Source organism: Algoriphagus locisalis (assembly GCF_900116615.1).
In the GTDB taxonomy this organism is placed as follows: Bacteria; Bacteroidota; Bacteroidia; order Cytophagales; family Cyclobacteriaceae; genus Algoriphagus; species Algoriphagus locisalis.
Window position 1 is genome coordinate 24,605 of the sequence record NZ_FPBF01000011.1, and the last position, 14,594, is coordinate 39,198.

9 protein-coding genes are annotated in these 14,594 nt (G+C 42.3%); 6 read left to right on the forward strand and 3 right to left on the reverse strand.

Annotated elements, in window-relative coordinates; translation table 11 throughout:
- Positions 1–64: 64 nt before the first annotated feature.
- Complete coding sequence (locus BM386_RS22245; protein ID WP_091698210.1) at positions 65–1,231, forward strand: Gfo/Idh/MocA family protein; 1,167 nt, start codon at positions 65–67, stop codon at positions 1,229–1,231.
- Between the two features lie 492 nt (positions 1,232–1,723).
- On the forward strand, positions 1,724–2,749 hold the full coding sequence (locus BM386_RS22250; protein WP_091698211.1) for a proline iminopeptidase-family hydrolase: 1,026 nt from the start codon (positions 1,724–1,726) through the stop codon (positions 2,747–2,749).
- Positions 2,750–2,807: 58 nt separating this feature from the next.
- Here BM386_RS22250 and BM386_RS22255 read toward each other — a convergent pair whose 3' ends face one another.
- Positions 2,808–3,713 carry a sugar phosphate isomerase/epimerase family protein gene (locus BM386_RS22255; RefSeq protein ID WP_091698213.1) on the reverse strand — a complete coding sequence of 302 codons (906 nt, stop codon included), beginning with the start codon at positions 3,711–3,713 and terminating at the stop codon, positions 2,808–2,810.
- 111 nt (positions 3,714–3,824) lie between these two features.
- On the opposite strand from BM386_RS22255, the gene BM386_RS22260 reads away from it, so the two are divergent.
- The 4 genes from BM386_RS22260 to BM386_RS22275 are packed head-to-tail and all read left to right on the forward strand — an operon-like array spanning position 3,825 to position 10,063.
- A complete protein-coding gene (locus BM386_RS22260) occupies positions 3,825–4,547 on the forward strand; it encodes a hypothetical protein (RefSeq protein ID WP_091698215.1) in 723 nt (240 codons plus the stop codon).
- On the forward strand, positions 4,544–7,279 hold the full coding sequence (locus BM386_RS22265) for a TonB-dependent receptor plug domain-containing protein (protein ID WP_091698217.1): 2,736 nt from the start codon (positions 4,544–4,546) through the stop codon (positions 7,277–7,279). Before BM386_RS22260 ends, BM386_RS22265 begins: the two co-directional genes overlap by 4 nt.
- Positions 7,279–8,445 carry a DUF4249 domain-containing protein gene (locus tag BM386_RS22270; RefSeq protein WP_091698218.1) on the forward strand — a complete coding sequence of 389 codons (1,167 nt, stop codon included), beginning with the start codon at positions 7,279–7,281 and terminating at the stop codon, positions 8,443–8,445. The genes BM386_RS22265 and BM386_RS22270 overlap by 1 nt, the downstream gene beginning before the upstream one ends.
- Position 8,446: 1 nt before the next feature.
- Positions 8,447–10,063, forward strand: a complete 1,617-nt coding sequence (locus BM386_RS22275; protein WP_091698220.1) for a hypothetical protein — start codon at positions 8,447–8,449, stop codon at positions 10,061–10,063.
- Between the two features lie 6 nt (positions 10,064–10,069).
- Here BM386_RS22275 and BM386_RS22280 read toward each other — a convergent pair whose 3' ends face one another.
- Both BM386_RS22280 and BM386_RS22285 read right to left on the reverse strand, forming a co-directional pair.
- Entirely contained in the window at positions 10,070–11,725 is a 1,656-nt protein-coding gene (locus BM386_RS22280; RefSeq protein ID WP_091698221.1) for a mechanosensitive ion channel family protein, read from the reverse strand.
- A gap of 68 nt (positions 11,726–11,793) precedes the next feature.
- Positions 11,794–14,499, reverse strand: a complete 2,706-nt coding sequence (locus BM386_RS22285) for a hypothetical protein (protein WP_091698223.1) — start codon at positions 14,497–14,499, stop codon at positions 11,794–11,796.
- Positions 14,500–14,594: the final 95 nt, after the last annotated feature.

The following is a 14,594-nucleotide window of genomic DNA, read 5'->3' on the forward strand; positions in this document are numbered from 1 at the left end:
TGATGAATTCAGAATGTAGAATAATGAACTCAGAAGTGAATTAGAATAATAAATAACTCAGATAATGAAAGATAAAAAGCAAATAAGAATAGGTCTCATCGGTACCGGACTGATGGGCCGAATCCATACCAACGGCTATAAAAGACTGTCAGACTTTTTTCCAGAATACGAATACGTTCCAGTGCTTCAAGCTTGCTGCTCCAGGAGAGAGGAAAAAGCGAAGGCTTTTGCGGATCAATGGGGGTACAAATCGGTAGAGACAGAGTGGAGAGAGCTCCTGAAGCGGGATGATATCGATGCGGTGGATATTTGCACACCAAATGATACACATGCTGAGATTGCTATTGCTGCTGCCGAAGCAGGGAAAATGATTCTCTGCGAAAAGCCATTGGCAAGAACGGTGGAAGAAGCCAAAGGAATGGTGGAAGCGGTAGAAAAGGCAGGAGTGAAAAATACGGTTTGGTACAATTACCGTAGGGTACCTGCGGTGACTTTGGCCAAGAAAATCGTAGCCTCAGGTAAGCTGGGTAAGATTTTCCATTATCGGGCAAACTTCCTACAAGATTGGACCATTAGTCCTGATTTGCCTCAGGGAGGAGATGCCCTTTGGAGGCTGGATGCCGATGCGGCAGGTTCTGGCGTTACAGGTGATTTGCTAGCGCACTGCGTAGATACGGCCATGTGGATCAATGGTGGCATCAAGGATGTCTCTGCCATGACGGAGACTTTCATCAAAGAGCGGGTGCATCAAGGCACAGGTGAAAAGAAGGAAGTGACTATAGATGATGCCTGTGTGTTCCATTGCCATTTTGATAACGGGTCTCTAGGCTTATTCGAGGCGACTCGCTATGCCAGAGGACACAAGGCGCTTTATACATTTGAGATTAATGGTGAGCATGCCTCCATCCGTTGGGATCTGCATGATTTGACCAGGCTGGAATATTTTGACCATGATGATGAAGGTGAGGTGCGTGGCTGGAGATCAATTCACGTGACAGATGGAGACCATCCTTATATGGACCGCTGGTGGATTCCTGGGACTTCCATTGGTTACGAACATTCATTCATCCACCAAGTGGCGGATTTTTTCAAGAGTTTAGAAGATGGAACAGCATGCCATCCTACATTCAGAGATGCATTTGAGACGCAGAAAGTTTGCGAAGCAGTTCTGGATTCTGCCAAGTCCAGAGCCTGGAAGGATACGGGAGTGGATTGGATAGAGAAGGTTTGAAATACTGAAGTGTAAAATCGAAAGTATAAAATAATCCAGGTCGCAAGGCTTGGATTTTTTTCTGAAAGCCTATTTTGTGAACCACAATGGACACAGAGTGTGACACAGAGGGCACTGACTTTTTTTAATAAGTCAGGTTTTACATTAAAACAATTGGTTGGTAGTTAGGAGATTTTTGTACCACAAAGTAACCAAGGAAACTAAGAGGAAAGTCTTCATTTTTCCCCAACCTAACTTAAGCATCATGCAGCAACTTTGTGGACTTTTGTTCTTTGTGGTAAAAACGCGTGGATTCGCTCATTTGGGCGAGAAAAAGTTTGAAAGGCTGAAGCATAAAGTCAGAAGTACAAAAAATCCAGGTCGAAAGGCTTGGATTTTTTTATGGTCGTAGATTTAAGTAGCTACCGTATCCTATGAAGAAAATCAACCTCCATCCAAGTTGAATCTATGGTTTCTTTCTGGTAGATTAACAACTCATAAAACACATCCTTCATGAAAATCCTAGGGTTTCTAATTCCTTTGGCAGCAATTTTCTTTTTCTCCTGTCAACCATCTAATCAAACTGAATCAGCCGAATCAACATCAACGCTAGATGTAATCGATGAAGCTGTCAAAATGATACCAATTCAAACTCCAAGCGGAGAATTTCAGGTCTATACACAGCGAGTAGGAGACAATCCTTCCATCAAAATCTTGCTCCTACATGGCGGCCCGGGTATGACGCATCAGCAATATGCCAACTTCAAGGATTACCTTCCTCAGGAAGGAATTGAGTTTATCTGGTATGATCAGTTGGGATCGGCTCATTCGGATCAGCCTAGCGATTCTACGCTCTGGACGATTGAGCGTTTTGTCAGTGAGGTGGAGCAAGTGCGGATTGCTCTGGGTCTGAATAAGGATAATTTCTACCTCTACGGACAGTCATGGGGAGGAATGCTAGGAATTGAATATGCGCTGGCTCATCAGGAAAATCTCAAAGGATTGATTATTTCCAACATGATGGCGAGCCTGGATGACTATGAAAAATACGCCAAGGAAGTACTAGGTCCGCAAATGCCAACCGAGGTTTTTGAGGAATTGATGGAAATCGAGAAGAATAATGACTTCGAAAACCCACGGTACATGGAATTGCTTGGTGAGCATCATTATCCCTATCATGTACTCAGGAAGCCTGCTGATGAATGGCCAGCGGAAATAAACAAAATGATGGGCGAAGTGAATCCAGAGGTTTATGTCTATATGCAGGGCTATAGTGAATTCGGAATCACCCCAGGTGCTTCACTTGCAGGTTGGGATAGAAAGTCCGATTTACAAAAAATTACGGTGCCTACTTTAGTCATTGCGGGCACACATGACACCATGGATCCTGCACATTTGGAGTGGATGTCCGAGCAGTTACCAAATGGTCAATTTTTACTTTGTCCCAATGGGAGTCACCTGAGCCAATACGATGATCCTGAGCATTTCTTCCCAGGCTTGATTTCTTTTTTGAAAGAGGTAGATGAAATGAAAAATTAACCAAAACCCCCTTTCAAATTTAATTGAAAGGGGGTTTTGATTAGTATCGTTTTTTATTCTAAAAAAACTGCTTCATTTTTTTTAACCCAGTATTCGCTACCTCCTGAGCATCCTGTGCCCAATATGTTTCATTGAATAGCTCAAGTGATAGGATTTTATCACCACCCATTGCTTTTAGCGTAGCTGCGATTTCTTTCATTGGGCCGATTCCATCTCCAGGGTAAACGCGATCACTGTCTTTTTGCTCAAGTCTAGGTTTTGCAGTAAAATCATTCATGTGAAATACCTCGATTGCGTTTCCATTAATAAGCTTCAATCCTTCAAATCCTGAGCCGCCTCTGAATAAATGATAGACATCTGGTAGCAGTCTTGCGTCTGGGTCATTGGCAGCAGCCGCTGTGGCCAAAGCCTGACCGAGCTGATGAAAAGGTTCGAAAGCTCCCCAAAATTCCAGTTGAGGCATTACCCCAGTTTTTCTTCCTATCGCTATTAGCTTAGCATATTGTTCACCGGCAGCTAGGAGGTCAATTGGATCAGTTGCGCCGATCGCCGGAGCAGCTACTCGTGTACATCCAATTTCCGCCAGCATTCCCATTTCCTTTTCCATCTGCTCAAATCCTGCGTTGCTTTTCGCTACATCCTGAGCCATCCATGGTGCAAAGCCAATTGCATTCACAGGAATTAAATTAGCGTCTGTAAAAAGTTTTTTGAGAGAAGCCAGGGATTTTCCTGTCTGCAGATAAGCTTCCAATTCTGATATCCAGAGCTCTATTCCATCATAACCTGCTTTTGCGGCAACTTCTATGATCTTTGGGAGATCAAGCTTCTGTCCGCGCAATGTGCTGGTGTTTAGAGAAAATTGTATCGTTGTCTTCTGTTTTTTCGTAGTAGAGGCAAAGGCTGGAAAAATAGGAAGAGCAGTAGTTCCTAGGGTAATGGTTTTAAGTAAATTTCTTCTATTCATCTTAGGTTTATTGAAAATTTAGGAGGCTTTTTCCATTCAAATACTGTAATTACCGTTCAGACTATTCTGTCCAAAAGAGAAACTAATCTGTTCTAGTATAGTACCGAACATATGCTAAAAAAATACTTTTTCACACCTTTTCTGCTGTTTTTTGTGACAGTAGCCAATTCATTTGCGCAGTCACAAACCTATTTATCTTTATATAAAGATCAGCTACCCTATTTTCAAGAGCTCATCACGGGAGGCCAGTATGGCGAAGCTCCTAGGAACCACGAGGGAGATCCATATTATCTGGACAGGACTTTCGGGGAGGGCACCTTGTCCATCAATCGGATTAAATATACGGAAGTACCACTTTTATACGATGAGTATGCAGATTTAGTAGTTACTTTTCACCCGATTCACCGACAAAAGATATTAATAAATCCCGATAAAATTGAAGAGTTTCAACTTAAAGACGGGAGTTTATTTAGGAAGTATTCAGGCAATGACTCTTATGGTCACAATAGAAACGGATTTTATCGGGTAGAAAGCGATGGTAAAATCAAGGTTTTGAAAAAATATTACAAGTCTAAAGACCCCATAAAAGAGGTTGGTCCATACACGCATAGTTACGAAGAGTCCTCTGATTTTTTCTATTGGTACGATGGGGCTTTTGTTCTTATTAGAAAGAAAAAACAGGCTATTAAAAGCTTGGGGCTCAGCAAACGTGAGGTTAAGAAAAATTTTAGAGGAAAGTCGCTCTATTTCTCAATGGATAAAGAAAGGTATATACTCGAGTTGGCAAAACTAAGAGAAAGCAGTTCAGATACATTTAATGGTTTTGTAGAATGAAAAGATTTTTACTACTGATTCTAGTTGCGTGCTTTTTTGCTGACTTACAAGCTCAGACGAATACCAAAAAGTTTTCAGGAATGTTCTTAGGAGTTCCATTTGAGCGTTTTGTGGATAGGATTGAAAGCGAGTCTGATTATAAGTTTTACTATAAAGTAGAGGATATAAAAGAACTTCAGGTCAATCTACAGGCTAACGAGTCTGATATCAAGATGATCTTGGACCAGGTGTTTACGGAGACTGGCTTGACTTATTCTATAGATGTTTCCAATCGAATCTGGATAACGAGAGGACAGCGAATCCAGATTGACTTTCCAAAAGATTATTTTTTAGTTCAGGAAAGGCAGGATAACCTGGCGAATCCGGGAGATTCGCTGGGTGAATTTGATAAGAATAAGCGCTTTGTCATAGGCAAGTCGGTTGATAACCCGCAGTCCAAAACAGCAGTTTTAAGTGGTGTGGTGACCAGTATTGAGTCCGGCAAGCCAATGAATGGTGCGATTGTTTTGGAGAAAATTGATTACAACCAAGTAGCTACCGATCAGAATGGACGGTATCAACTAACCCTTCCAAAGGGCAGACATACGATCTGGGTCCAAAATATAGGGGGCTTCCAAGAGCAGCGACAAATCGACCTCAAGGGAGACGGGGTATTCAATATGAGTATTGAAGAAACTATCCTTTCGCTAGACGAAGTAGTGGTCAGTTCCGGAGCCTTATCCAATGTAAACAAACTTGATATGGGCGTTCAGTCCATCAGCATTGCAGAGGTAAAGCGACTTCCTGCGGTACTGGGAGAAGTGGATGTGCTGAAAGGTATCCTGATCATGCCGGGAGTGAATACCGTAGGCGAAGCTACTTCTGGCTTTAATGTGCGAGGTGGTGCTGCCGATCAAAACTTGATTCTCTATGGCAACTCCACCATTTTCAATCCTACGCATGCATTTGGTTTTTTCTCGGCATTCAATGCGGATCTTGTAAGCGGCGTGGAACTCTACAAGGGGTCCATTCCGGTCAACTATGGAGGAAGGCTGTCCTCTGTGCTTCAGGTGGATCCTAAATTCGGGCGAAAGGATAAAATAGGAGGATCAGGTGGGCTGGGGATCTTGACGAGTAGATTGAGTTTAGATGGACCGATTGGCGACAAAACTACTTTCATGGTGGGAGGTCGGACAACCTACTCAGATTGGGCGCTGAATCTGCTGGATGAGGAAGCAGACCTGAACGATAGCAAGATTACATTTTATGATATCAATGCTAACATACAGCATACTATCAATGAACAGAACACCCTGGAATTGACGGCGTATTTGAGTCAGGATGACTTTCGTTTTGATCCGGATACCACCTATTCTTATCAAAACATTAACCTAGCCTTAGGCTGGAAGCACTTTTTCAACAATGAACTCGAAGGCAGATTTACCGTCGGGAGTGATTCCTATGAATTCGGAATTGTAGGAATAGAAAACCCATTGAATTCATTTGATTTTGGGTTTAATGTCAATCAGCTCTTTCTAAAGGCTGATTTTGAATACCGAAAGGATCAAAATCACATCTTCAATTTTGGTGTGCATGGCATTCAATATAAGTTGAATCCAGGAAGAAACAGTCCTTATGGGCCTGAATCAATAGTGCTAGAAAAAGAACTCGATGAGGAAAATGCCCGAGAGATTTCTGTCTTTTTCGGTGATGAATTTACAGTTTCTGACAAGCTATCCGTGAGCTATGGAGGTAGATATATGATGTATCAATTACTAGGCCCCATGACAGTAAATCAATATGTGGATGGAGCTCCGATTACTGACAGCAATGTGATCGGAGAAGAAACGATTGGGGAGGGTGAGACGGTTAAAACCTACCATGGGCCTGAATTTAGGGTTTCTGCCAGATATACGCTTGATAATAGATCTTCTGTTAAAGCTGGTTTCAACACCATGAGGCAAAATATTCACTTGCTTTCCAACACCTCATCTATAGCACCCACAGACTCTTGGAAGCTAAGTGATACCTACATCAGACCACAGACTGGTGGGCAGGCTTCAGTAGGATATTACCGAAATCTTGCGAAAAATAAACTGGAATTTTCCACAGAAGTCTATTATCGCTACATGGCAAATCTCCTGGATTATCGATCTGGAGCCAATATTATCCTGAATGAAAATATAGAGCAGGACGTATTGAATTCTGATGGTAAAGCCTATGGAGTGGAAGTGTTATTGAAGAAGAGCACAGGGTTGCTGCAAGGTTCTTTGGCTTATACCTATTCTCGCTCGCTGATGAAAACGTCTGATGATCCAAGTATAGAGAAAATCAACAATGGTGAGTTTTATTCCAGCAATTTTGACCAGCCTCATCACTTGGTTCTGACTGCCAATTACGAACTGAGCAAGCGGGTGAATACTTCTCTCAATGTCAATTACAGCACAGGTCGCCCGATCACCTTGCCGATTTCCAAATTTGACTATGCAGGGTCTGAACGCGTGTATTTTTCAGAAAGAAATGCTTACAGAATCCCAGATTACTTCAGAATTGATTTTTCCATCAACCTGGAGGGAAGTCACAAGATCAAAAAACTGGCACATTCTTCCTGGTCACTCGGAGTCTATAATTTATTGGGAAGAAGCAATCCGTACTCTGTGTATTATACGCCTGTAGAAGGTCAATTGAGAGGGTATCAATTGTCCATATTTGCCCAGCCTATTCCGTTTATTACCTACAATTTCCGCTTCTGATGAATAGAGTATTTCTATATGTAAGTTTCTGTATCCTCTTCCTGAGTGCATGTAGGGAACCTTTCGAGCCAGATCTTGAACCTTCAGATCTCAATGTTCTGGTGGTGGAAGGATATTTGGACACCCAAGGACTTCCGAGCAAATTGAAGCTCAGCTATACCCGAAACATCCAGACAGAGGTTGATTTTACACCAAGCTATCCTAGTGCTAGCGTCATTTTAAGATCTGAATCCGGTGAGCAATACCCACTGACCCCGCTAGGATTCGGGGAATTTGAGTTTGCTCACGATATCCCTGAAAATCAAGATTACAGACTTTACATATCTACGAATGATGGCAATAGTTATACCTCGGATTTGCTTAGGCCTATTCTTACGCCGGACATCATTGATGTAGGGTTTGTACAAAACGAAGCAGGAGTGGAGATCTATCTGACCACGAAGGGGGATGAAAATGCAGATGATTTTTTGTGGACTTATGAAGAAACCTACGCTTTTCGTCCTAGATTCCCTACACCTTTTAAGTATGATTATATTAATGACACCACTAAGGATGTCGTATATAGGAGTCCAGACGAAAGAACCGATCTATGTTACCGGGGCGGCGAAAGTTCAGATTTGATTTTAGAAACTTCCTCAAGGTTTGAAGATCAGTTTGTCTTTCGTCAATCTATTGCTCAAATCGTACAAAATGACGAGCGGCTCTCTGTCCGATACAGTATTTTGATTTCCCAGAAGGCATTAGATAAAAAGGCCTCTGAGTTCTGGGAGATTCTTCGCAAAAACACAGATGACATAGGGTCTATTTTTAGCCCTTTACCCTCTAATATTGGCGGGAATTTAACAAATGATCGCGATCCGGATGCCCCAGTGGTTGGTTTTGTAAGCTTAGGGACTATCAAGCAAAAGAGACTATACATTGCTGTGCAAGATGTAGCACCATGGATCACTGATGAGCCTGATTACTACGGGTGTTACGTTTATCCAGATACAGTTCTCGCAGCTAATTATGGGCAATATTTTTCCACTGGGAGCTTCGTGCCTGTGAGGCCTATCTATCCTGAGACTAGTCAATTGGCACCGATAGGGTATCAGGGTACTGACAGGAGATGTGCAGATTGTACATTGAGAGGAACAAATGTGAAACCTGATTTCTGGGAGGATTGATATGAAGATATTATTTAACTATCTCGCTGTTTCTATTCTATTGTTCAGCTTTTGCACAGTTTCCTTTGGGCAGGGTGTTGAGCAGGAAAAAATATCTTTTTCCATCCCAAAGAACATTTATTTTGGCGGTGAAAAGGTCTGGATAAAAAGCCAATCACTAGTTGGCGACAAGCCATCTGAATCAAAGATTATTTATGCAGAACTCCTGAATCGATACAATGAGTCAGTAGCTATTGCAAAGATGCCGCTAGAGGAAGGGGAGAGCTTCAATTACCTTGAATTACCTTCGAATTTACCATCGGACAATTACCTGCTCCGCGTTTTCACTCGGATAAGCCCGTATCAAAATATAGAAGATGGTTTGAAGCAGCAATTCGTCACTGTCTTCAATAAAACTGTGCCTCCTACAGTGGTAGCAGAGCGCAAATCAGAGGGGGCAAGCCAGGAATCTGATCAGATAGTCTTGTCAAAGCAAGTAAATGAGATGGGGACTACGTTGGGTTTAGAATTACCAAAGGAAATGGAAATCACTGGCATGAGTATAGCCTTTTCAAATCCATTTTTGAACATACAAGGGATGGTTTCTTCTGCGCAGGCATATGAGTCCATTGACCAACGTGATTTGGTTCCGGAACTTTATGGTCATGTGATCGAAGCCAAGGTAGAAAAAGCTGCAATTGATACGACAAAGCTTTACTACCTGTCCTTGCATGGCGAAAAGTCCGCGCTTTTCACAGATCGTCCAGATGCAGATGGCAGCATGTATATTGATGCCGGAGGGATGAAAAATTGGGATTTTTTGGTGGCTCAGGCTGATGGGAATGAATCACTGTTAGACTTTTCGATAGTGTCGCCAAGTCCGGTTACTCATTTCAAATCGGGCTTTACTTTCCCTGAACTTTTAATCAGTACTTCGGATCAGGAATTTCTTCAGGAATTACTGAAAGGAGGACAGATCGAAGGGTATTTTGTCAACAAATATGATGAAACAGAAGTGCCTGTGGTAACTGGGTTTACAGTAGATAGAACGTATTTATTGGACGATTATACGCGGTTCGAAACAGTAGGAACTGTGATCAAAGAATATGTTCCCGAAATCAGAATAAGGAATGTTCAGAAGAAGAAGGAATTCAGAGCGCTGGATGAAGTATTGGATGGAGGGTTTGATTCCAATCCTTTGATGCTGGTAGATGCTTTGCCTGTGTTTGATTCTGACTTATTGGCTGCTTTCAATCCGGCTAATTTTAAAAGGCTTGATGTGTTGACTAGGACCTTTTTCTTAAATGAAGAAAATTTCCCTGGAGTGATGAGTTTCAGCTCTTATAAGAATGACTTTGGTGGTTTTCCCATTCCTTCCAATGGGATTTACTTGGACTATGCCGGGGTTCAGCCTAAAATAGTTTCAGCAGAATTCCTTTTTACACCCCCAACAGAATCACAGAAAATAATGGATTGGAGGACGGTGCTTTACTGGTCAGATGTTCCGAATTCTGAGACACCGACTAGCTCCATGGAAATCAAATTACCTAATCTTAAAGGCAAATACCAGATAACTTTGAAATCGAAAACACCTCAAGGGGATGCCATGGAGTATGTGAAAACCTTTGAAGTTAAATAAACCGGATTAATCGGTTTTGCGCCCAAGTTCCGTTTTTAGAAAATCATTCAATTTCGCATCGTAACCTCCTGTATATTCAGGTACTAAGGTCTTTTTCTCTGGAAATGACTCCATGTGCAAGGTCTGTGTAGGGAAGGCAAAACGCACTCCGATAGAATTGGCAAGCTTCACGATCTGCACCAATATTTCATGTCTGCATCTTAGTTCCTCGCCCCAAGTGGGTACTTCGAAGAAAATGTAAAACATAATGTCTTGGCTGAAAGAGGATAGGTTGTTGAAATAGACATGAAACATGTCTTTTCGGGTCTCCGGGTGCGCCAAAACAATTTCGCGAAGCCCCTTTACAAACTCTTCGATCAGCGCTGGCGGCGTATCATAAGTAACTGTCAGCGTAGTGTAAAACCTTCTGTACTGCCTCAAACCGTGATTGTCTAGTGTCGCATCCGCTATTTTTCCATTAGGTACATACATCAGGGAATTTCTAAATGTCCTGATTCGGGTAGATCTGAAACCTACTTCCTCTACGGTTCCGTCTATGTCACCGGATGTGATCCAATCACCCACCTGAAATGGCTTGTCAATAAAAATCATGACCGAGCCAAAGAAGTTTTTGATGGTATCCTGAGCTGCTAGTGCTATCGCGACACCACCAATAGAAAGACCTGTGAGAAAAGGGATGATATCAAGGTCTAACCCATCTCTTAGAATAAATAAGGTTCCCACTATGATCACAAAAGCTTTGAGCGTTTTGCGCATCAGAGGCACCAATTGATCATCTAAGGTGGACTCTGTTTTGGTAGCTAGCTTGGTGAAGTAGGCAGCTACCACATCCGCCAATTTGTAAAAAATGATGGTGATCAGAAAAGGCTTGAGTGTTCTGAAAATAACAACTATCCAGGACCAGATTTCAATTGGCAATTGTAGGACCCGCACAAAAAGTGAAAGCAAAACAACAATCAAATAAATGCTGATTACTCGGGCTACGGGCAAAATATAATCTTCGCCTACTTTGCCATATCCATACTGCTGGAAGAGGTAGAGAATCAGTTTATCTACCACCAACGTAAATACCCAGTGTGCCAGAAAAACCAAAAGAAGCAGGATAAATAAGCCTACCAATTGCCACAAGTGGAGACCTAAGTATTGTTCATTTCCGATTTTAGGCAGGATGTTCAGCAGTTTTGCAGTACCAAAAGGATAAGTCTCTGAGTGAAGTTTATCTATTTGGCTTACACTGAAAGCCGAATATTTCCAGGTTTCACCAGTTTTTTGAAGGAATATTCCAGGAAGTTTTTGCTTATCGAAATAGTAAATGTTTTCGCCAGAGGAAGAAGTACTATCGTAATAGTTCTGTTCATTGGGGATATCGCTCGTTCGGATCAAAATTCCTTTTCCCTCAAAAATCTGCTTTAGCTTTATAGCAAGGCGCTCCCCGTTTTTATCGTCAACTTCGGCTAGGTCCAATGTTTTGGCAGCATCTTCTGGCTGGTAATGCCCCTCTTCCAGGTTGTAAAAAAATGAAAGGGTCGTATGATAGGGAGAGTTCAGATTTACCGATTTACTAACTTCATACACATCTTTTGCATCTGTAATCAGCTGCGCAAAGGAGTCTTTGATGCCCCAAGTAAGAAGAAATAGAAATAGGAGATACTTTTTCACCATGAGTAGGTTCTTTAGTTTTTTGCAAGGTAGCCATTCGCTAGGCCAAGCCAAAGAAAATTTGGTTCTGCTTAATCAGCTAACTGAAATTCTGTTAGTGTAGTGCCACTTTTTGTTCTGATCAAATATTGACCTAGAGACGATTGGTATGTGATCTGTATCGCGCCACTACTTTCCAGAGGCATGGTCGTCTGCAGGTTTCCACTTAGATCATAGAGATAGCAGAAACCTTGGTTGAGGTCGGTGATTGCCACAAGTTGCCGATCTGATCCGAAATCAAAATATTGATAAATGAGGTTTTCATCAGATACGCGTGTGCTAAAAAGGGTTTTCTCGCTTCTATCAAGTACGCTTACCTCGTTATACTGGCGAGAGACAAACACGAAATCATTTTGCTTTTGATCAGGGACAAGTAAGAATTCACTGTCTCGATCATCTTTGATGAGCTGGTTTCGGTAGCTGATTTCCCCATTGAAGTTGGCATGTATCACCTCTCCATTTTTGGTGATGCCGACGAGTTGTGTAGATCGGGATTCTGGATCACGCCAGGATATCAATCCGGAGTTAAAGGAGTCGCCTAGTTTGACAGATGAACCGGCTTGACTTTCGCCTCTTCGGTTGAAAAGCTGTAGAGTGCCATTTTCTGTCAAGGCTACCATGTAGTCGCCTTTGCCCGGAACTCTATAATGTGCCGGTGCAGCAATTGTCTTGGCTCCAATTCGGTTCGGGTTCCAACCTTCCAGTTTTTCACCAGTCTTGTCTATTAAGTATAAGTTGCCTGACTCAGTGCTGACGAAAAAACGATAATCTTTCGTATTACTGTAATCTACTAGATTGAGATGCGTGATTTTTTCTCCATTAGCCCCAAATGGATATCCAGGAAGGGATTGCCCTAGCCTGTCTATACCGTAGATTTTATCTGCAGTAGCTACCAGTAGCTGAAGCTTTTCGTTTTTATAGTAGTCGATTTGAAAAGCATCTGATACTATAGGCCCGGTAAGCTGCTCTGAGTAAACTTCCTGACCTGCAGAGTTGATCAGATGCAGGATATTGTTTTCATCTTGCACAAGTAAATCCTCTGTATTGTCCTGGTAGTTTACAATAGATTTTGGCCCATAGATTAGCGGTTGATCAAAGGAAATTCGATTACTTGGCTGTAAGGAAATGGCATCAGTAGTTTCAATGGTAGGCTTCGAGTCACCATCATAGGGGAAGCTCAGTGTTGCCTCGGTTCTATCTTGGAGTTGGTTGATTTTGAATGAAACCCAGGGGAAAGACTGGAAAGCTTCAGCATATTTTTGAAGGAAGGAACTCCAGGATGGATTGGCTTTTTTCGTCCAGGTATTCCAGATATTTTCAGTGAGATAGATTCGGCTAAAACCCGCTGTAGGGCTCAGGTCTTTTTTAGCTTCTGGAGCTCGGGAGGACTTGCCCCAAGTGCTCCCAGCGCTGATATCATCGAGCATCAGCTTCATGGCCTGCTGGGAATTGGTGAAGATTAGCACCTCATTCTCTGAAGTAATAAAGGTTTGTCCAAACCCTGGGAACTTCCCGCTAAACAAATGTGCAGGAAATTCTTCCTCCGAAAAGTAAAGAATCTCATGTCCTGCATAGAAATCCGAACCTTCCTCACTTTCACTTTCCTGAAAATCTTTCAGCTGTTGAATGGCAAGAGCAGCATCTCTGGTTCTAGCAAGTAGGGCTAAGTTTTGATCTGCACCTCCGGCATTTTCCAGATCTAGTAAATACAATTCGCCAGTGAAGGTATCTAAAAAGCCTTTATCCAATAGCTTACGCTGAATCTCACCACTAAATGTCGCTCTGGCTGTAAAGGCGCGATTGGTGATTTTCTGAGACTCATAAATGCTTTCTAAGTTTAGTTGCGTAAGTGCGAGTGTTCTATTGGATATTACTTCTTCTATAGCAGCTTGATTGGCCTGAATGGAAGGCGTGAAATTCACCTCTTCCTCATATACCAAAGGTCCCTTGAAAACCATCTGGTTTTCTTCAAGTACAAGATCCAGAGAAACTACACCAGGCATGATTTCCAAAGCTGAGATAGTTGGGCTTTCTCTAAGGCTTCCCACGCCTTTCAATAAGCTGGATAGGCCTTTACCTTCAAGTAAAAGTCGTCCTTCAGCGTCTGAGTTGTAGGGGATGGATTTTACCAGTGAGTAAAAACTCAATTGATCTTCATTCACATAAAACCGGATGGCCTCCTCTACCAGGAAGGAAGAAGAGGAAATTACTGCCAAATCACCTAGAAGGGAAATACTCCAAAGCCTATTATTTTCCGCGTCGTAATATTCCAGCACATCCTGATCAGAGTATTTGCGCGTTTGGAATCGTGCTCCGGATGGGATACGGGATTTGATTTCCTCGATGAAATCAGTAGTAGTTGATGGCTTGAGGTTGATGGTGAAAAGTAATTCGAAGGTCTCAATCCCGGTGGAATGAAGGCTGACCGTGGCTTGCTGGCCATTAAGTGATTTTGCGATTTCTCCTGAGCCACCATTCAGACTATCCAGTGTGATGAGCTGATCGGATAGTCTTTCAAAGGCAGGAAAGTTTTTCAGGATTTCCCATACGGGATCATTGACTAGGGAATTCCACTGATTAGCGCCTTGGTAAGTTTCGAAGACAAAAACTGCATCCTGACTGATTACTTCTAGGCTATTGATTGATCGGGTCGAAAAGTAGGATTTGTAAATCCAAAAGCTACCTCCGGCGAGGAGTAGGGTGATAAAAAGTATTAAAAGGCTTTTCCAGATCTTCACAGGCGCTAGGATGGTTCAAGTGCTATAATACAAAAATCAGACCTAAGAAACCTTTGCGAAAGCAAGAGAATCTCAGGTCTGATGTATAATTAAAC

Excerpts from the sequence above, each read along its gene's own strand:
- BM386_RS22245 (WP_091698210.1), top strand. The coding sequence starts at position 65 with ATGAAAGATAAAAAGCAAATAAGAATAGGTCTCATCGGTACCGGACTG.
- BM386_RS22250 (WP_091698211.1), top strand. The coding sequence starts at position 1,724 with ATGAAAATCCTAGGGTTTCTAATTCCTTTGGCAGCAATTTTCTTTTTC.
- BM386_RS22255 (WP_091698213.1), bottom strand. The coding sequence starts at position 3,713 with ATGAATAGAAGAAATTTACTTAAAACCATTACCCTAGGAACTACTGCT.
- BM386_RS22260 (WP_091698215.1), top strand. The coding sequence starts at position 3,825 with ATGCTAAAAAAATACTTTTTCACACCTTTTCTGCTGTTTTTTGTGACA.
- BM386_RS22265 (WP_091698217.1), top strand. The coding sequence starts at position 4,544 with ATGAAAAGATTTTTACTACTGATTCTAGTTGCGTGCTTTTTTGCTGAC.
- BM386_RS22270 (WP_091698218.1), top strand. The coding sequence starts at position 7,279 with ATGAATAGAGTATTTCTATATGTAAGTTTCTGTATCCTCTTCCTGAGT.
- BM386_RS22275 (WP_091698220.1), top strand. The coding sequence starts at position 8,447 with ATGAAGATATTATTTAACTATCTCGCTGTTTCTATTCTATTGTTCAGC.
- BM386_RS22280 (WP_091698221.1), bottom strand. The coding sequence starts at position 11,725 with ATGGTGAAAAAGTATCTCCTATTTCTATTTCTTCTTACTTGGGGCATC.